15 protein-coding genes and 1 pseudogene are annotated in these 17,585 nt (G+C 68.0%); 8 read left to right on the top strand and 8 right to left on the bottom strand.

Annotation, left to right across the window (positions count from 1 at the left end; translation table 11 throughout):
- Positions 1-54: 54 nt before the first annotated feature.
- Positions 55-1,932: an FGLLP motif-containing membrane protein gene (locus tag U9977_RS05215; RefSeq protein WP_322748034.1), complete on the bottom strand. Its 1,878-nt coding sequence runs from the start codon at positions 1,930-1,932 to the stop codon at positions 55-57.
- Positions 1,933-2,288: 356 nt separating this feature from the next.
- Between U9977_RS05215 and U9977_RS05220 the strand changes: the two genes are divergently transcribed.
- Together U9977_RS05220 and U9977_RS05225 are read left to right on the top strand one after the other, a co-directional pair.
- Positions 2,289-2,927, top strand: a complete 639-nt coding sequence (locus tag U9977_RS05220; RefSeq protein ID WP_322748019.1) for a class I SAM-dependent methyltransferase — start codon at positions 2,289-2,291, stop codon at positions 2,925-2,927.
- Between the two features lie 94 nt (positions 2,928-3,021).
- Positions 3,022-5,157: a hypothetical protein gene (locus tag U9977_RS05225; RefSeq protein WP_322748020.1), complete on the top strand. Its 2,136-nt coding sequence runs from the start codon at positions 3,022-3,024 to the stop codon at positions 5,155-5,157.
- A 121-nt stretch (positions 5,158-5,278) separates the two neighbouring features.
- On the opposite strand, the gene U9977_RS05230 is transcribed toward U9977_RS05225, so the two are convergent.
- Positions 5,279-6,451: an acyl-CoA dehydrogenase family protein gene (locus tag U9977_RS05230; protein ID WP_322748021.1), complete on the bottom strand. Its 1,173-nt coding sequence runs from the start codon at positions 6,449-6,451 to the stop codon at positions 5,279-5,281.
- Positions 6,448-7,359: a 3-hydroxybutyryl-CoA dehydrogenase gene (locus U9977_RS05235; RefSeq protein ID WP_322748022.1), complete on the bottom strand. Its 912-nt coding sequence runs from the start codon at positions 7,357-7,359 to the stop codon at positions 6,448-6,450. The genes U9977_RS05230 and U9977_RS05235 overlap by 4 nt, the downstream gene beginning before the upstream one ends.
- A gap of 209 nt (positions 7,360-7,568) precedes the next feature.
- Here U9977_RS05235 and U9977_RS05240 point away from each other — a divergent pair, with 209 nt between their 5' ends.
- On the top strand, positions 7,569-8,363 hold the full coding sequence (locus U9977_RS05240; protein ID WP_322748023.1) for a TetR family transcriptional regulator: 795 nt from the start codon (positions 7,569-7,571) through the stop codon (positions 8,361-8,363).
- Between the two features lie 121 nt (positions 8,364-8,484).
- Here U9977_RS05240 and U9977_RS05245 read toward each other — a convergent pair whose 3' ends face one another.
- Positions 8,485-8,841: a hypothetical protein gene (locus U9977_RS05245; RefSeq protein ID WP_322748024.1), complete on the bottom strand. Its 357-nt coding sequence runs from the start codon at positions 8,839-8,841 to the stop codon at positions 8,485-8,487.
- A 375-nt stretch (positions 8,842-9,216) separates the two neighbouring features.
- On the opposite strand from U9977_RS05245, the gene U9977_RS05250 reads away from it, so the two are divergent.
- Positions 9,217-9,804 (top strand): histidine kinase, encoded by a 588-nt coding sequence (locus U9977_RS05250; protein ID WP_322748025.1) that lies wholly within the window; start codon positions 9,217-9,219, stop codon positions 9,802-9,804.
- Between the two features lie 224 nt (positions 9,805-10,028).
- On the opposite strand, the gene U9977_RS05255 is transcribed toward U9977_RS05250, so the two are convergent.
- Positions 10,029-10,619: a hypothetical protein gene (locus tag U9977_RS05255; RefSeq protein ID WP_322748026.1), complete on the bottom strand. Its 591-nt coding sequence runs from the start codon at positions 10,617-10,619 to the stop codon at positions 10,029-10,031.
- A 156-nt stretch (positions 10,620-10,775) separates the two neighbouring features.
- Positions 10,776-13,061: a SpoIIE family protein phosphatase gene (locus U9977_RS05260; RefSeq protein WP_322748027.1), complete on the bottom strand. Its 2,286-nt coding sequence runs from the start codon at positions 13,059-13,061 to the stop codon at positions 10,776-10,778.
- A 299-nt stretch (positions 13,062-13,360) separates the two neighbouring features.
- Between U9977_RS05260 and U9977_RS05265 the strand changes: the two genes are divergently transcribed.
- Positions 13,361-13,630, top strand: coding sequence for a hypothetical protein (locus U9977_RS05265; RefSeq protein ID WP_322748028.1), 270 nt, complete (start codon positions 13,361-13,363; stop codon positions 13,628-13,630).
- Between the two features lie 14 nt (positions 13,631-13,644).
- On the top strand, positions 13,645-14,865 hold the full coding sequence (locus tag U9977_RS05270; protein ID WP_322748029.1) for an ABC transporter substrate-binding protein: 1,221 nt from the start codon (positions 13,645-13,647) through the stop codon (positions 14,863-14,865).
- 17 nt (positions 14,866-14,882) lie between these two features.
- Here the strand turns inward: U9977_RS05270 and U9977_RS05275 are convergent, their stop codons facing one another.
- Positions 14,883-15,626 carry a 3-oxoacyl-ACP reductase family protein gene (locus U9977_RS05275; RefSeq protein WP_322748030.1) on the bottom strand — a complete coding sequence of 248 codons (744 nt, stop codon included), beginning with the start codon at positions 15,624-15,626 and terminating at the stop codon, positions 14,883-14,885.
- 127 nt (positions 15,627-15,753) lie between these two features.
- Between U9977_RS05275 and U9977_RS05280 the strand changes: the two genes are divergently transcribed.
- Positions 15,754-16,464 (top strand): molybdopterin-dependent oxidoreductase, encoded by a 711-nt coding sequence (locus tag U9977_RS05280; RefSeq protein WP_322748031.1) that lies wholly within the window; start codon positions 15,754-15,756, stop codon positions 16,462-16,464.
- The gene (locus U9977_RS05285; RefSeq protein ID WP_322748032.1) at positions 16,448-17,062 is read left to right on the top strand and encodes a cytochrome b/b6 domain-containing protein; all 615 of its coding nucleotides are present in this window, start codon (positions 16,448-16,450) and stop codon (positions 17,060-17,062) included. Before U9977_RS05280 ends, U9977_RS05285 begins: the two co-directional genes overlap by 17 nt.
- 55 nt (positions 17,063-17,117) lie before the next feature.
- Here the strand turns inward: U9977_RS05285 and U9977_RS05290 are convergent.
- Positions 17,118-17,585: pseudogene (locus U9977_RS05290) on the bottom strand (hypothetical protein); the annotation flags it as partial.

Consider the following 17,585-nt stretch of genomic DNA (forward strand, 5'->3'; position numbering starts at 1 on the left):
GTAACTACCAAGCTGCCGTAATTACCAAGCTGCCGTAACTACCGAGTGCCGTAACTACCAGGCGCCGTCCGGTCGAGAGGCCCCGCGATCATGCTCTTTGCGCAGCGATGGAGCCTGCGCAGCGCGGTGACGGACGGTGAGAGGTACGGTATCTGCGCTGGTATCGCCCGGCGTGCCCTCCGGCCGGCCGAGCAGACGTGCGGGCACGATCTGGAAGAAGGCCCAGAAGAGCACGGAGGCCACCGCGAACCCGCCGAACAGCCAGACCGCCCGCGCCCAGACCTGTCCGGTGGCCATCCCGAGCAGTCCGGACGGGTCGAGCACCAGGATCGCGAACAGCGTCAGCGCGACGGCACAGGTCGCAGCCCAGGCCGGCCGGCTCCACTCCCACAGCTTGCGGCCGTCCATGTAATGGATGGGCAGCAGGACGATCGGGGCGGCCACAATCGAGCCCGCCACCACCTGGCACAGCACGTTCTCGATGACCGCGAGGGCGAACCCCGGTGGCCCGGACCCGTGGCGCGCCAGCGCCGAGCTCACCGGGACACGTACCAGCCACGCCGCCACGGCGACCGCCAGCATCACCAACGTGCCGAGCAGGACCGCCTGGCCCTCGGTCCGCTGGGTGAGGCGACGGCGGCCGCGGGCGCGATACTCAGCGATCAGCCCGTACACGTAACCGGGGTTGAACGCAGCGCTCCAGGACAGCAGGGCGCAGCCGATCGCGACGACGGCGGCACCGGGTAGCAGCTCCAGCCCACCCCCTGCGCCACCGCAGACCCGCCGCTCGTAGCTGTCGATGGATCTGCTGTAGAGCAGCACACCGAGCGGGATCGCGACCCCGAATCCCACGACGAGCGCGGCGGTCGCGGCGTTCATCCCGACCCCCGGCTCCACCAGCACCGCCAGCGCCGTGGAAAGCAGGAAGAAACCGGGAACCAACAGCGGTCGCGGCAGCTGTCCAGCCCGGACCGGCAACGGCGATGCCCAGGCGAACCAGCGCCGCAGGATGTCCTGATTGTGGTGGACCGTCTTGTGGAACAGCTCGGCGGCGAAGCCGACCAGCGGCAGCAGCAGCACGGCCAGCCCAGCCGCGACACCCACCCGGGCGGGACGGCGGAAGACCTCACCGGGGGTCGGTAGCGCCCGGGCGTAGCCGGAACGCAGCTGCCCGCCGGTGTCGCCCGCCTGGCTGCCCGGTGCCCCGGATCCGCCCCGGCCGGTCCTGCCCGAACCGCCCGAACCGCCGGAGCCATCGGAACTCCCGGTGCCGGCGCCATCGCCGGCCCGGCCGGACGTTGTCGACCCCGGAGCCGCCGCAGACCCCGCCCCGGGCGCGTCGGACCCGGTCGGTGCCGCCGGTCCCGGGATGCCGCCGTCCGAAGAGGCCCCGTCCGACGCGGTCGTACCGGGAGCCGCCGCGTCCTGGACCGGTGCCCCCGCGGTCGCCGGTGCACCCTGGCCACCTGTGGGCATACCGGTCGACCCTGTAGTGCCGGCAACCGCGGTGGATGCCGGACCTGCGGTGGGTTGGGGTGCCGGCGAGGATGCCGGCGGGGACGAGGGTGCCGGCGTGGGCGTGGGTGCCGGCGTGGGGGTGGGCGCAACCACGGTGAACGTCGCCGATGCGGAAACCGTCGGACATGAAGCGGTGACGGTGTGCGAACCCGCGACAGCTCCGGCGGGTACCTGGAAGGTGAGGCTGAAGCCGCCGGAGTTCACCGACGCCGTCCCGACGGCCTGGGTTCGGTCCCACGACACGTCCACGGTGGGGACCCGCATGGTGGTGCAGGCGAACCCCGCCCCGCTCGCTGTCACGGAAACTCCGGCCCGCCCGGAACCGGGGCGCAGTGCCACCGACGGTCCCGGCGCCGTGACCGCGGCCGCCTGCACCGCTGCGCGAGCCGACGGCTCCGGCCCCCACGCGAGCATGAACGCCACTGCCGCGCCCCATACCACCAGGAACGCGAGGAGCCCCCGTCCTACAGTCAGAATCCGCCTGTCGGGCCAAAGGCGATGCGATCCTGGTTCTGTCGCATCGCCGGAGGCCGAAGTCCTCGGGCCACTGTCGGCCACCCTGTGTCGCTGCGCCGCCGCCACGCCACCCTCCACCCCACGAACCCCGCCTGAACTCCCCGCGATCAACGGCCCGGACCCGGCCCGGCACGCGCTGATCAGCGCCGTAATCCCGAAGGATGCCAGGGCGCGGCTGTGCACCGGCAACCAGGCCCAAGGAGGGTCCAAGGTCGAAGGCCCAAGGCGGATTGATCGGACCTTATGATGACGATGTGGACGTGGAACACGGTGCGAGTCGATGGGCCGCCATCACCGATGGCAGCCGTGGGTCGGGTTATGCGGCCCAGTTCGCGCGGCTGGCCGCGGCGGGCATGGACGTCCACGGCGAAGCCACGCTGTGCGCGTCGCTGGTACCGCCGGGTTCGCGCATCCTGGACGCAGGCTGCGGGACCGGCCGGGTCGCGATCCGGCTGGCCGAACAGGGCCACTCCTGCACCGGGATCGACAACGACGCCTCCATGCTGACGGAGGCCCAGGCCGCGGGACCCGACGTGACGTGGCTGCTGGCCGACCTGGTTGACATGAACACCCTGGCGGACCTGGCGGAGTTCTTCGACCTCGTCGTCGCGGCCGGAAACGTCGTCCCGCTGCTCGCTCCCGGCACCGAGGCGCTGGTCGTCGCCGCGATCGCGCAGCGGCTTGTACCCGGCGGCCTGCTGGTCGCCGGCTTCGGCCTGGATCGTGACCACCTGCCGCTGCCCGCTGCGCCATTCGGGCTGGCCGACTACGACCGGTGGTGCGCAATGGCCGGGCTCACCCTCGACCAGCGCTACGCGACCTGGGACGGCGATGTGTACGACGGCGGCGGCTACGCGGTCAGCGTGCACCGCGCGGGCCCCGTCGTGCACTGAGGGCGAAGGGTACGGTAACTGCCCCGTCGCGCCCCCTTTCGTCCTGACCGCTAACCTGGCCGAGAAGCGATCGGCAGGGAAGGCGCCAGCGGAGATGCGTACACACTTCGAACCAGAGCAGCAGGACGAGTTCGACGCCGCGAAGGAGCTGTTGATTCGTCGATGCACGGCGTGGGCGAATCACCAGCAGGTGGCCGCCGATCCGTTCATCCTGACCGCAGCCCTGGAGTTCCGCCACCACAGTGTCGACGGACGGTTGGCGTACTGGACCGTCGACCTCGCTCGGGAATTCCTGCTGGGCTGGGTACCGCGCAGGCTGTCGGTCACTGCGGACGACGCCGTGGACGCTGCGGGCACGCTGCTCACCCTGCTGCGCTATCTGCGCACCACCGACCTGGACGACCCTGCCTGCGACCCACTGCCTGAGATCGAGGCCGCGCTCACCGCCATCGACGCCGAGTTTCGCCACACGATGTCGGACGAACAGAACTTCAGCATCGCGAAATTCTGGGTCATGCGAGCGATCGCATCCGGCGTCGACCCCACCGACGCTGTCGCCATGACGCGCTTCACCTCAGACGCCCGGGCCGGCCGGGTCGAGCATGACCAGGAGGCGCTCCGGCACGTCATCGCCCGCCAGCTTGGCGGCGCCGGCGAGCTACCGCAACGCGCCTGTATACAACTGCCGGTATCGATCCCGCCAACCAACGAGCTTGCCGCGATGGCGGAGGAGAACCATCTCGTCCGGCAGTTGCGGGCGCTCACCGACTGGGTTGGCCATGCTGGTCGCCCGTTGACCACGACCGGCCAACTCAAACTCGCTGACGCCCGTGAGCTGGTCACGCTGGTCGACACCGGCGACACGATCGACCCCATCGTGGGCGGGCGGGTGTGGCGTACCAAGAGCAGCGCGGACCTGCCCGGGCTCACCCTTATCGTCGAATGGGCCAAGAAGCTCCGGCTGATCCGGGTGGTGAAAAGCCGGCTGGTGCAGATCGCGAAGTCCCAGCCCCTGCTGCTCGACGGCCTGGCCCTGTGGACCATGGCCATCAACACCTTCGCCGAGCTTGCCGACGCGGTCGTACGCCCGAGGCTGTACGGTCACCGCCCAGGAATGCTCCATGATCTCTTTGAGGAGATCGCGCCGGACCTCCTCAACACCATCTACGGCATGCCGGCGCCCGTTCCCGTCGTGCGCCTGGGCGAAAGCATGTGGACGTCCTGCCAGGCCGCGTTCGCCATCGACGACGCAGACGAGTCACAGCAGGAGATCTGGCGCACCGTCGTCGGGGGTGACCTGCGGCGGATACTGCGCGTGCTGGCCGCCGCCGGTGGGGTGGAGTTGAGCACCGGACCCGTCGATCCGATGTTCCGCTCCGACCTCGGCGACGACGTCAACGGCGGCGGCGAGGGCGACTTCGGGGGCAAACTCGGGGGCGACTTCGACCCCGAGGATGACGTGTACGCCGAGGACAACCCGACCGGGAACATCACCGTCCTGCCCCCCGACGCCCGGGAACGGCTCAGCGTCGCGCTCGCCGCCGACGCTGGGCCTGTCGAGACCGTGGTGCTCACCCCGCTGGGCACCTATGCGGTCCGCATTCGGCTGCTCGCCGAAGGACGCCATATGCCGCTGGTCGGCGAGCTGTCCGATGCCGCGCCCGCGCAGCTGCTCGGCATGATTGCTCAGTACCACACGCCGGAAACAGGCCAGGAGGAGATCTCCCGCTGGCTGGCCGCCCACGGTGGCGCGGACACCGGTCTGGACCAGCTGCTCGACGCGGTACGCCGCTGCCCCTTCCGCAACCGGGCCGCCGCGATGCTCGACGTACTGGCCGCCGCCCAGCCCGACCGGAGGGCGCTGCTGCGGCGGCTGCGTTCCGACACCGTGCTGGGACCGATCGCCGTGCACCACCTCGTCTCCGACGAAGAGCTGAGCCCGGATGACCTCACCGAACCAGAAGGTCTACTGATCGTCACCGAGCAGTTGCTCCAGCTCCTGGAAATCGCCGGCCCGGACGCGGTGCGCGAATCGTTCGCAAAGGTAGCCACCGGCGAGACACGGGACCTGTTCACCGCAGTGTTGCACTCGGGCCATCCTGACACCACCGGGCTGGACGAGCTGCGCACGCTGGTCATCGAGCCGCTGCAGCGTCGCGGCCCCCTGCGCTCGGCTCGCGCGCGCTCCCCGCGTCGCTCGCGGCCACCGGGCTCGCGGCCACGTTCATAGCCGGCCAGGTTCACCGCCGGCCAGGTCCACGAAGGTGATCTTTCGAGGTTTGTGCGATCAACAAGCCGGTCCACGCCGCACAAACCTCGAAAGATCATCCAACATTGATCACAAACTCCGGTCAGTGGCCGAGGAGCTGGCGGGCCATGACCACGCGCTGGATCTGGTTCGTGCCCTCGTAGATCTGAGTGATCTTGGCGTCACGCATCATTCGCTCGAGGGGGAAGTCTCGGGTGTAGCCCGCGCCGCCGAGCAGCTGAACCGCATCGGTGGTGACCGCCATGGCAGTGTCCGAGGCGAAGCACTTCGCCGCCGCCGACACGAACCCGGCATCTGCCTCGCCACGCTCGGCCTTGGCCGCCGCCACGTACACCAGGTGCCGAGCGGCCTCGATCTTCATTCCCATATCGGCGATCATGAACTGGAGGCCCTGGAACTCCGCGATGACCCGCCCGAACTGCCGACGTTCCTTGACGTAGGCGATCGCGATGTCCAGCGCGCCCTGGGCGATGCCCACCGCTTGCGCGCCGATCGTGGGCCGCGTGTGGTCCAACGTCGCCAGGGCGGTCTTCAGGCCGGTACCGGGCTCTCCGATGATCCGGTCGGCCGGGATCGCACAGTCCTCCAGGTGGATCTCCCGGGTCGGTGAGCCCTTGATGCCGAGCTTGCGCTCCGTGGCGCCCACCGAGAAGCCCGGGTCGTCCCGGTGGACGACGAACGCCGAGATGCCACGGGACTTCTTCGCCGCGTGCGGATCGCTCACCGCCATCACGGTGTACCAGGCGGACTCCCCTGCGTTGGTGATCCAGCACTTCGTTCCGTTGAGCACCCAGTGATCACCATCCAGCCTCGCCCGGGTGCGCATGGATGCGGTGTCCGAACCCGCCTCCCGCTCGGACAACGCATAGGACGCCATCGCCTCGCCCGCGGCGATCGAGGGCAGTACCTGCTTTTTCAGCTCCTCGGACGCGGAGAGCAGGATCGGCATGGTCGCCAGCTTGTTCACCGCCGGAATCAGCGACGACGAGGCGCAGACCCGGGCTACCTCCTCGATCACGATGCAGGCGGCGACCGCATCCGCGCCTTCGCCGCCGTATTCCTCCGGGATGTGCACGGCGTGGAAACCCGCCCGGGTCAGCGCGTCGTGTGCCTCGACCGGGAAACGCGCCTGCTCGTCGACATCGGCGGCGGGCGGGGCGATCTCCTTTTCGGCCAGCTGCCGCACGGCGTCCCGCAACGCCTGGTGCTCCTCGCCGAGCTGATACACACCTGTGCCGGTGTTCGCCGGATTCATGCGCCGGCCGGACCGTACTCGTAGAAACCGCGGCCGTTCTTCTTTCCGAGCAGACCGGCGTCAACCATTCGCATGAGCAACGGGGGTGCCGAGTACAGCGGCTCCTTGAACTCGGCATACAGCGATTCGGCGATCGCGTGTATCGTGTCGAGACCGATCAGGTCGGCCAGCGCCAGCGGGCCCATGGGGTGTGCGCATCCGAGCACCATCCCACTGTCGATGTCGGCCGCCGAGGCGAAACCCGACTCAAGCATTCTGACGGCAGACAGCAGATATGGTACGAGCAGCGCGTTCACCACGAAACCCGCACGGTCCTGGGACCGGATTGCCTTCTTTCCCAGCACCTCACCGACGAAGGCCTCCGCCCTGACCAGGGTCTGCTCATCGGTCAGCAACGATGGCACGAGCTCAACCAGCGCCAAGACGGGCACCGGGTTGAAAAAATGGATCCCGATCACGTGACGCGGCCTGCTGGTCGCCATCCCGAGTTTCATGATGGGAATGGACGACGTGTTGGACGCGAGAATCGCGCCACGATCCTCGACCACCTTGTCGAGATCCTGGAAAACCTCGACCTTCAACCGTTCGTCCTCCGCGACCGCCTCGACCACCAGCTGACGGTCGGCCAACTGGTTGAGGTCCGTGGTGAAGCTCAGACGCTCCAACGCCCGGTCACGATCGTCGGCCGACAGCTTGTTCCGTGACGTCGCACGGTCCAGCGAGCTGACGACCCGGCCACGGCTCGCCGCAACGCGGCCGGTGTCCGCTTCGACGACCGTCACATCGAGACCCGCGCGGACACACACCTCGGCGATTCCCGAGCCCATCAGGCCACCGCCTACCACGCCCACCCTTGTCACGTCGGCTGCCACCTGCGCTGGTACGTCCGCCGCTGGTACGTCAGTCACTGAGCCACCCCTGAAGTCTGAGCCACCCTTGCAGCCCCGGTCTGGTCTGCGCACGGCAACCGACTGCGTCCACGTTCTCCATGGCACCCCGCGCGGGTTCCCGGTGGTGCATGAGGCGGAGTGGTCGGACCTTGCAGCTGAACTGTAGCGGCACCTGGTGCCGTTAGGAAGCAGGGATCCGGAAGAACGGTTCGGTAAGGTCCGGTGACATGGCGGATGCGGCGGATCGGGCACCCAGGCGGCGCAGCGGCCGGACCGCGGCCGGGCGACGGCAGGTGCGGCGCGCCCTGGTCGGCTCCGCGATGGAGCTGTTCCTCACCAACGGATACGAGGCGACTACCGTCGACCAGATCGCCGAAGCGGCCGGAGTCGGCCGGCGAACCTTCTTCCGGTACTTCTCCGCGAAGGAGGAGGCGATTTTTCCCGACCACGACGAGTGGCTCGACGACATGGCCCGGCTGTTCACCGACGCCAGCCCCACCGAACCTCCGCTGGCCATCGCCTGCGCCGGCGCCCAGCTGGTGCTGGATCGTTACGTCCAGGACGCTGACATCTCGCTGAAGCGGTTCCAGTTGACCAGGCGGGTGCCGTCACTACGGGATCGCGAAATCGCGAGTACCGACCGTTACGAGCGTGTGGTGGCGCGTTACCTCCAGAACCGCTTCATCAGCGAGGCCCCACACCGCCCGCCCGAGGGTCGCCATCCGGACAGCGGACTGGCCGACAGCGGACTGGCCGACAGCGGACTGCGCAGTGTCGTAGCTGCTGCCGCGGTTGTCGCGGCGCACAACTACGTCCTGCGCAGCTGGCTCAAAAGCGGTGGAACCGACGATGTCTACGAGCGGGCGCGCCATGCTTTCGGATTCGTGCAGCGGGCGTTCGTCCCACCGCCGGTCTCCCACCGTGACGATCGTGGGTCGCTCGTCGCCTGCTTCCACGCGGACGCCTCGTTCGACGAGGTGGTCGGTCAGCTCGGCACTGTGATGCGGCGGATCAGCGACTGACCCGCCGCTCCCGGTAACACGGCACGCCGTGCCATCAGCACGAGTGCCGGCAGCGAGGAGGCCACGCCCAGTGCCGAGCCCAGTGCCGAGTCCGCTGACGACGCCGGCTGGCATGACGGGGTCACGATGGCGACTTCTTGCCGTTGGCGCTGTCGACGCTGCCGCTGAAGACGCGGGTCAGGTATTCCGTGCGCAGGACACCCCGCCCGGCGGCGCCGATGTAACCGACGTCTTTCGTGAGATAGCCGTCGGGATAGCTGTAAGAGGCCGAGGAGATTTCTCCCGTTCTACTCCACCAGGCCTTGCGTTGGGTCCCACAACGGTCACACTCATGCGTAACATGGTATGCCCTGGCTTCTTTGTCCCACGCTGCGGTGTGCGGTTCCCACCGGTGGCCCATGGTGCGGCACTCGATGAAGCCGGCGGGAAGGTCGTGTGCCCAGTCTTCGACATTCCGTTGCGTTTTCCGCTCTGCCATATCGGGTTTTCCACCTCCGGTAGGTACCTGCCACAGCTGCGACTGCCCGGTCTGCCTTGTAACACGCTGCCACCGATCGGAAGATCCGATGCTCGAGCATCCGCGCCGTGAGGTCCGTGTCGCACGGCTCCACCCGGCGGGCACACCTTCGATATCACGTTCCGTTATGAAACGGCATCTCAGCCGGCCGCGACGGTCCATAAGTCGCGCGGGAACCCCGCCCCGACACGTGACCAACCGGCCACCGTGGTGGATCCTGCGCCCGCGAGCAGCCGCTGTCGGTCTGACTGTTTCCGATCCTGCTCTCACCTGGTCCACATGATCGCGGAGCATCCTGCCGATGACAGCGAAGGCCATCGGGAAGGAGCGCACGTGATGACGCTCGAGAATCCATCCGCAGCGGCACCGTCGGACGCACATCGACCGACCGTGTCGAATTTCCGATTCGGCCACCGCCGGGGACGTAGGTTGGTCATGCTCGCATCGGCCCTGGTGGTGTTGCGGTTGGTGGAGGCGGTCGTCGCCCTGCTCACGGCAGTTTCGCTGTGGTTCGCACGACTCGACCAGGCTGCACCGGGAGTACACATGGTCCGGCTCGCCGAGGTACGGGTTGACCCCGACACCGCGGCCACGGCTCTTGTGTCAATCGTTGTGGCTGGAGTCGTTGCTGTGGTTCTGTTGCGGATCGGGACGGTAATCACCGGCTTCGCCGGAATCAAAGCCGTCGCGGTCGTCGCGGCGACCGCGATCACCGGCGTGCTCGCCCCTGGGTCCGCGACCGCTCGGACCCTGGTCGCCGCGGCCGGCACCGGTATAGTGCTGACGCTCTGGCCGCGGGTGCGGATGGCGGTTCCCCATCTGCTGGACGCCGCCGGAATTCATCAGGTGTCCGACCGCGCCGCCGAGATCGCGATCATCGCCAAGATGGTCCTGCTCGTCGGCGTGGTCGTGCTGCTCGGCTGACCGCCCGGCCGGCTACCCTCGACCGGCTGCCCGACTGGCCGCTCGGCCCAGCACCCCAGCGCGCCGGCACGAGTGGAAGATGGCAACCTTCCACTCGTCAGGACTACACCGACCGCTACGGCGATGCCGGTATGCAGCCGGTACCGGTAAATCGTGTCAGCCGCGTGGTCGACGTTGCCGACGCTCGGGCCGGTCGCGCTATGACCGTATGAAACCGGGCATTCTCACACGCATGCGACCCGGTCACTTCGACGCGTCGGAATTCCCGCCCCCTGCACGGCGGTGCTACATTGGGTAAAAACGATCACAATGAGATCGGGAGTGGCGGTGCCGCCCGCGAGGATCTCGACGCTCTGGCTGTGCCCGGAAAAAGTAACCTTGATTCGTCCGTCGGACGCGGACTGCTGGAAGAGTTTGTAACCGATGCCGGGCAGGGCCTTTCGGTAGAAGTCCGCCGCCGCGGCCGGGGTCACTCCCTTCAAGCTGATCGATGCGTTGGTGGGCTTGCTGTTGGAGAGCGTGTGGGTCGATCCGTCCGGGAACGGAAAGTTCGCCGGGATGATCGATTTGCTGAGCGGGTCAGCACTGGCCGTCGCCGTCGCACTGTCCGTCGGAAACACCGTCGGTGTCGGTGACGACGTCAGATTCAGGTCGGTGGGCAGGTTCGTGGCCGGGGGCGCCGGGGGCGCCGTTGTCACCGATGCGTTCCGCACGGCGGTTGACGTCGACCCGCTGCACGCTGCAGTCAGGAACGTGAGACACACCGCAGCGCCGACCGCCACCATCCGAAACTGGAACGTTCCGGCCCGGCTCATCCAACCTCCGTCACCCACGCGCGCTCGACGCGTACCCCATTCGGTTCTTATCGCCCCACCCAGCTGCGGTGCTACTTAACCACTGCCGCTCGATGCACCGCCTGGTGGGGGTGGCGCTGCCACCGGCCAAGCACCAGGGCATACCGCCCCATGACCTCAGCCGGTGAAGGCGGGCCCCATCGGGGCAGGCCCTACGGCAAGGGGCTGCTCAGCCCAGATCGTCTTACCGCTACGGGTATGGCGGGTGCCCCAACGCCGAGTGAGATGGGCAACGAGGAGCAGGCCGCGTCCGCCCTCGTCGAGCACGCGCGCCCGGCGCAGGTGTGGAGCCGTGCTGCTGGCGTCGGAGACCTCACAGATGAGACTGCCGTCGAAGATCAGCCGCAGTTGGAGCGGAGCCTGGGCGTGGCGGATGGCGTTGGTGACCAGTTCGCTGACGACGAGCTCGGTGATGAAGGTGGCTTCCTCCAACCCCCAGATGGCGAGTTGGCGGGATGCTTGGTCGCGGGCACCTGCGACGACAGCCGGATCCGCCGGCAGATCCCACATCGCAATCTGGCTGGCATCGAGGACGTGCGTCCGGGCGACCAACAGGGCGACGTCATCGCTGGGACAGTCCGGGAGCATGGCTGCAAGCAGCGTGTCACAGAGGGTTTCCAGTGACAGTGCTGGATGGGCCAGAGCGTGTCGCAACGTGCTCAGGCCCGCGTCCGTGTCGCGGTCACGGGTTTCAAGAAGTCCGTCGGTATAGAGGACGAGCACGCTTCCTTCGGGCAGATCGAACTCGGCGGCCTCGAAGGGCAGACCGCCCACGCCCAGCGGGGGGCCGGCCGGCAGGTCGAGGAAGTCGACAGTACCGTCCGGGGTCACAAGGGCGGGCAGGGTGTGGCCGGCCCTGGCAAGCGAACAGCGATGTGACACCGGGTCGTATACTGCATACAAACAGGTAGCGGCGATGGCGCCAGCGTCCTCGTCGCCAACGTCGCCAACGTCGCCAACGTCGCCGCCAACGTCGCCGCCGTCGCCGTGGTCGCCGTCGGTGGGCACCGGGCCTTCCTCGGCGGCCAGCCGGGTGACCACGTCGTCGAGGCGGGTGAGCAGCTCCTCGGGGGCAAGATCGACATCGGCGAGGGTTCGCACCGCGGTGCGGAGCCGACCCATGGTCGCGGCGGCGTGGACTCCGTGACCCACAACGTCCCCTATGACCAGCGCAACGCGGGTTCCGGACAGCGGGATCACGTCATACCAACCTCCCCCTACCCCCATGTCGGTACCGGCCGGCAGGTACCGGGATGCGACATCCACCGCCGTCTGCGCGGGCAGTCGCTGCGGAAGGAGGCTGCGCTGCAGCGTGAGCGCGGTCGCACGTTCACGGGTATAGCGACGGGCATTGTCGATGGCCACTGCCGCCCTGGTGGCAAGTTCATCGGCAAGGATGAGATCATCCTGCTCGAACGGTTGCGCCCGCCGGTGACGAGCAACGGTGACCACGCCCACAGTGGTACCACGGGCACGCAACGGCACGTACATCACCGAATGGAACCCGCACCGGCGGACCGCGGCGGTCCGGTTGGCATCCGCGGCGATCCAGGCAGCCAGCTCGGGGTCGGAGATGTGGTAAAGCGCGGACCGGCCGGCCGCCAGGGTGCGGGCAGGAGGCGAGTAGTCCGGATAGATCTCCACCTGCCCCGGCTCGACCACGATGTCGGGACAGCCATCAATGACTGACAGGTGCGCGGCACGACGCAGCCTGACCGGGCCGTGCAGCGGACCGGCAACCGGTTCGTGCCCCTGGTACACCGACTCGAGCAGGTCGACGCTGACCCAGTCGGCGAGGCCGGGAACGGCCACCTCCGCCAGTTCCTGCGCGGTGCGGGCCACGTCCAGCGTGCTGCCGATACGGGTACTCGCCTCGTTCAACAAGGCCAGCCGCTGTTGGGCCACATGCTGCTCGCTGACATCGAATGCCGCGCTGTACACGCCTCGGATCCGCCCGCCCCGATCCTTGACCGGCGACATACTGATGGCCAACGCCCGGCTGTCGGAGTCGATGAGAACGGGACCGACAACCGTGACGTGCACCGGTTGGCCCGTCTGTACCACCTGGCGAAGCTGCTCGACCACCCGGCGAAGCTGCTCGGAAAGCATGTCCAGACCGGGCATGGCCGGCAGCAACTCGTCCAGGTATCGCCCGCGCTCGTCCGCTTGGTGCAGGCCGAGCTGTCGGCGCGTTGCGGCGTTCATCCGGCGGATCCGCAGGTCTACGTCGTAGAGCGCCAGATAGAGCGGGGACTGCTCGAACGCCCAGTCCAGCAGCGGCCAGTCATCGTCCCTGCTCCGCCCAGCTGGATCGGAGAAATCACCGATCCGGTCGCCAGAGGTGACGGCATGCACATCATCGGACTGGCCCACATCCCGGTCCTGCCCAACGAGTTCCCGCATGAACCGGCCGGTCGGGCACTACCGGCGGGACCTCGCTCTGTTCGCTGTCCGTAGCCCCACTGTCGGTGTCGCCGCGCACCGGGTCGCTGACTCAATCAGCATCCTGATTGATCTCATTAAACTAGTAACTTTAGGATGTCGAGCCGGACAACAGCCGCGGACCGTCCGAGGTCCGGGCCGGCGGCACTCCGTACAGGACGCCGACCGCCGCGTACACCCAGCGGCGTTCATCCGCAATGGCTCGGACGCCGGCCGAGGAGACCGATCGACTGCTCGACCAACCGGGACGGAGGCACAGGATGGACATCCCAGCGATCATCAGCGTCGACGACCACATCATCGAGTCCGCTCACGGGTGGCAGGACCACCTGCCCACCGCGCTCGGTCTTCCCAGCATCCACTCCGATGCATGGGACGTACTGTGGGCCGCGTGCGAGGCGACCGACACCGTTGTCAACATGGATATCGGATCATCTTCGGCGTTCTCCACGACGAGGTCGGTCTCGCTACGTGACACCGTGGCGAAAAAATACCGTTACACACGCCCGTCCCAACGGATTTCATCATAATCGCGGAGGTTGTCTTGCAGTTACGCTTTACCTTTCGGCGCCGGCATGCGGTGGCCCTCGTCATTGTTGTACTCGCCGCCGGCTGCGGTACCTCCGATGCGCGGAACGCATTAGCGAACACAGGCTGCCAGACACCCGGAGTCAACCCGACGACAGTCAAACTCGGGCTGCTCTTCCCCAATTCAGGCCCGGCTGCGCCGCAGTTCGCCGACTTCCGCGCCGGTGTCGATGCACGTTTCGGACTGGCGAACAGCCAGGGCGGAGTGGGCGGACGTAAGCTCACCTACGACTGGGAGGACGACGCTTCCGACCCGGCCACAAACCTTGCCGCCGCCACCAGGCTCGTCGACAGCTCGCAGGACTTCGCCGTGATCGAGTCCAGCAACGTCTCGACGAGTTCAGCCGCCTACCTGCACGACAACGCAATACCGGTGATCGGCAGCGGGGCGGAAGCCGCCTGGAGCGAGAACGACAACATGTTCACCTGGTCGCAATATCTCACCGCCGGACCGGCGCCGTTGACCTGGGGGAACTTCGCGCGAACCCGGGGCGGCCGGAAGGCGGCCGTGCTCCGCATCGCCTTTAATGAGGCATCGAGTACCTTCGCCCAGAAGATGACAGAAAGCCTGAAGGCCGCCGGGATCGACGTGGTCTACACCGACCAGATCTCCGTGACCGGGACGGACCTGACCGGCATTGTCACAAAGATCAAGAACTCGGGCGCCGACGTCCTCACCGGCGGCCTCACGGTCGATGCTTTCGCCGGTGTCGTCGCCGCCGCCAATCGGGCGCAGATCCCCCTGAAAGTGGCCATGTCCGCCGCCGGATACGACCAGAGCGTACTGCGTGCGTACGGCCCCAAACTCGCCGGGACCTACCTGTTCGTGAACGTCGCCCCGTTCGAGGAGAACCTGCCCGTCCACCGGACCTTCATCGACGCAATGGCCGCCTACGCCCCGCAGACCCAACCGCCCACCCGGCAGGTCGCCCTCACGGGCTGGATCTCCGCCGACATGCTCCTACGCGGACTCCAGGCCGCCGGCCCCTGCCCCACCCGCCAATCGTTCATCACCCACCTGCGCAATGTGCACGACTACGCGGCCGACGGTCTGGTATCGCCACCGGTAGATCTTGCGAAGTACGGCGAAGTCGCCCGGTGCTACACCTTCCTGCAGATCAACCCCACCGGCAGCGCGTTCGCCGTACAACAACCGGCCCCCTACTGCGGCAGCTGACCCGAGCCGATGGCGGCCTAAGCTCCCATGCTCAGGCCACCGTCGACGGTGACCACCGACCCGGTGACGTAACCGGCGTTGTCGTCCAGGAGAAAGCGCACGGCGTGCGCGAGCTCGAAGGGATCACCGCGCCGTCCCAACGGGATCATCGCGCGGATCGCGTCCTGCGCGGCCGGAGCCATCGCGTTGGTCATGTCCGTCTCGAAGACGCCGGGAACAACGAGGTTGACGGTGACTCCCTTACGGGCCACCGCCCGGGCGAGCGAACGCGTCATCCCCAGTAGACCCGCCTTGGCGGCCCCGTAACCGACCTCGACCGGGCTACCCATGGCCGCGGTCACCGACCCCACGTTCACGATGCGCCCGAAGCGGCGTTCGACCATCGGGGCGAGTGCGGCGCGGGCGAGGTACCACGGGCCGGACAGGTTCACGCGCAGGGCGCGGTCCCAGTCCTCGTCGGTCATCCGAAAGGCGCTGTTCTCGACCAGAAGCCCCGCATTGTTCACGAGGTGGTCGACGCGGCCGTGTTCGGCGAGCACCTCGTCGACCAGTTTCCGGCAGAAGTCCGGGTCGCCGACGTCCCCGGCGTGCACGCTGACCGAACCACCCCGGTCAGCCAGGCGCCCGCGCAACCCGTCCGCACGCGCGTGGTTACCGGCGTAGACGGCCGCCACGTGGGCCCCCTCGGTGGCGAGCACCTCCGTGATCGCGGCACCGATGCCACGCGTGCCACCTGTGACGATCGCGACCCTGCCGTCCACGGTTCTTCCTCGCTTCGCTCGACGTATGATGAGAGACGTAATATTTTTAATCAAATTATTATACCTAATAGTGGGTGCCCGGTGGAAGGGTTGCGCATTGCCACCGTGAGCGTGTTGGCTGATCCTCATGAGTGCGGCAGGTGCCCCGGTCGGTCGACGCGTCATCATCGGCATGCTTGCCGCTGGCACGGTCGGTGTGGCGACCGGTGCCGGGATCCAGGGTCGGCTTGAGGACATCCTCGCGCCGATACAGAACGGTGATCCGACCGGGCTGACGAGCCTGCTCCCGGATGCGGGCGGCTTCCGTTTCTACTCGGTGACCGCCAGCGTGCCGACCCGTACCGCGGCGGACTACCGCCTGCGTGTCACCGGCATGGTGGGCCGACCCGCGACGTTCACCCTCGACCAGCTCCACGCGATGACGCAGACCGCGCTCACCCGGGACTTCCAGTGCGTCACCGGTTGGCGGGTGGCGGCCGTGCCCTGGTCCGGCGTCGCGCTGGCGGACCTCCTCGACGCGGTGCAGATCCAGCCGGGCGCACAGGCGGTGACAATCCGGTCGTTTGACGGCGTCTACACTGAAAGCCTCACCCTCGACCAGGCGCGACGGCCCGACGTCCTGGTCGCCCTGAAGATGCTCGGAGCTCCGGTCACGCATGAACACGGTGGTCCGGTCCGGCTGTATGTGGCACCGATGTACGGCTACAAATCACTGAAATGGCTCAGTGAAATCGAGGTCACCGATCGTGTCCAACCCGGCTACTGGGAACAGGATGGCTACGACGTCGACGCCTGGGTCGGGCACTCCAACGGACGCGACGATGACGCAACCAGTTGAGCTCCTGCGCCGCTTCACCCGAACGCAACGCTGGGTGCACCGGAGCACCGCGGCCCTGATGGGCCTGTGCATCGCCACCGCGGCCATGCTCTACCTCGGGCCGCTGTCGGTTCTGGTGGGCCGGCGCCACCTGGTGGCGACGGTGCACGTCTATGCCGGGATCGCGCTGCCGGTGCCGATGCTGGCCGGCGTCGTGTCCGCCGCCTACCGCCATGACCTGGGCCTGCTCAACCGCTTCACCGCCACGGACTGGGCCTGGCTGCGCAGCCGGGAGCGTCGCGCCGGCCGGATCCCGATCGGCAAGTTCAACCCCGGTCAGAAGCTCAACGCCGCGTTCGTCGCCGGTTCGATCCTGGTCATGCTCGGCACCGGGTTGCTCATGCGCTACGCCAACGCCTGGCCGGTACGCTGGCGCACCGGCGCCACCTTCGTCCACGACTGGCTGGCCTATGCCGTGGTCGCCGTCATCGCCGGCCACCTCTGGTTCGCCAGCCGGGATCCGGTTGCCCGCCTGGGCATGCGCACCGGTCTGGTACCCCGGTACTGGGCCCGCCGGGAGCACCCGGCCTGGGAAGCAGCCTCGTCCAGCGATCACTGATCGCTCCCGGCCGGCCGGGAACCGTGCCAATGCCGGCCGGGAACCGCGCAGCGGGTCAGGCCAGCAGCACCCGCGGATCGTCGCTACCGCACGCGCATCGGCCGGTCCGTACCGTGCCGCCCACCCCGAGGGGAACGTCGGACAAACCGCCCGAGCGCCCGTCGGCGAAGGACAACCGAAGCTGGCCGTCGACGGCACGCAGCGACCAGCGCTCCGCGTCGACATGCCCGCCGGCACGCTCCGGGCATTCGACCGCCACCGTCGGCCCGATCGGCGTGAACAGCACCGGGTCCAGGTCGGCGCCACGCAGGATCGGGACGGCATCCGGACGGGCGAACAGGTGCGGCACCGATGCCAGCACGTCGAGACTGGCCGTGGCCGCGAGCGCTTCGGCGGTTTCGCGGCCGAGCCCGAACACCGCCGCCAGCGGCACCCGCCGGGCGAAGGTCGCCACCCGGCGAGCGTCCCAGCTGTAGGACTCGGCGAGTGCGAAGACAACCCCAAGATCACGTAGTGCCTGTGC

Source organism: Protofrankia sp. Cas8, assembly GCF_963555845.1.
GTDB lineage: Bacteria > Actinomycetota > Actinomycetes > Frankiales > Frankiaceae > Protofrankia.

Bases quoted from the DNA above. Each gene is read 5' to 3' on its own strand.
- U9977_RS05215 (WP_322748034.1), bottom strand. From the start codon at position 1,932: ATGCTCGCGTGGGGGCCGGAGCCGTCGGCTCGCGCAGCGGTGCAGGCG.
- U9977_RS05225 (WP_322748020.1), top strand. From the start codon at position 3,022: ATGCGTACACACTTCGAACCAGAGCAGCAGGACGAGTTCGACGCCGCG.
- U9977_RS05230 (WP_322748021.1), bottom strand. From the start codon at position 6,451: ATGAATCCGGCGAACACCGGCACAGGTGTGTATCAGCTCGGCGAGGAG.
- U9977_RS05240 (WP_322748023.1), top strand. From the start codon at position 7,569: ATGGCGGATGCGGCGGATCGGGCACCCAGGCGGCGCAGCGGCCGGACC.
- U9977_RS05245 (WP_322748024.1), bottom strand. From the start codon at position 8,841: ATGGCAGAGCGGAAAACGCAACGGAATGTCGAAGACTGGGCACACGAC.
- U9977_RS05250 (WP_322748025.1), top strand. From the start codon at position 9,217: ATGACGCTCGAGAATCCATCCGCAGCGGCACCGTCGGACGCACATCGA.
- U9977_RS05255 (WP_322748026.1), bottom strand. From the start codon at position 10,619: ATGAGCCGGGCCGGAACGTTCCAGTTTCGGATGGTGGCGGTCGGCGCT.
- U9977_RS05260 (WP_322748027.1), bottom strand. From the start codon at position 13,061: ATGCGGGAACTCGTTGGGCAGGACCGGGATGTGGGCCAGTCCGATGAT.
- U9977_RS05265 (WP_322748028.1), top strand. From the start codon at position 13,361: ATGGACATCCCAGCGATCATCAGCGTCGACGACCACATCATCGAGTCC.
- U9977_RS05280 (WP_322748031.1), top strand. From the start codon at position 15,754: ATGAGTGCGGCAGGTGCCCCGGTCGGTCGACGCGTCATCATCGGCATG.
- U9977_RS05285 (WP_322748032.1), top strand. From the start codon at position 16,448: ATGACGCAACCAGTTGAGCTCCTGCGCCGCTTCACCCGAACGCAACGC.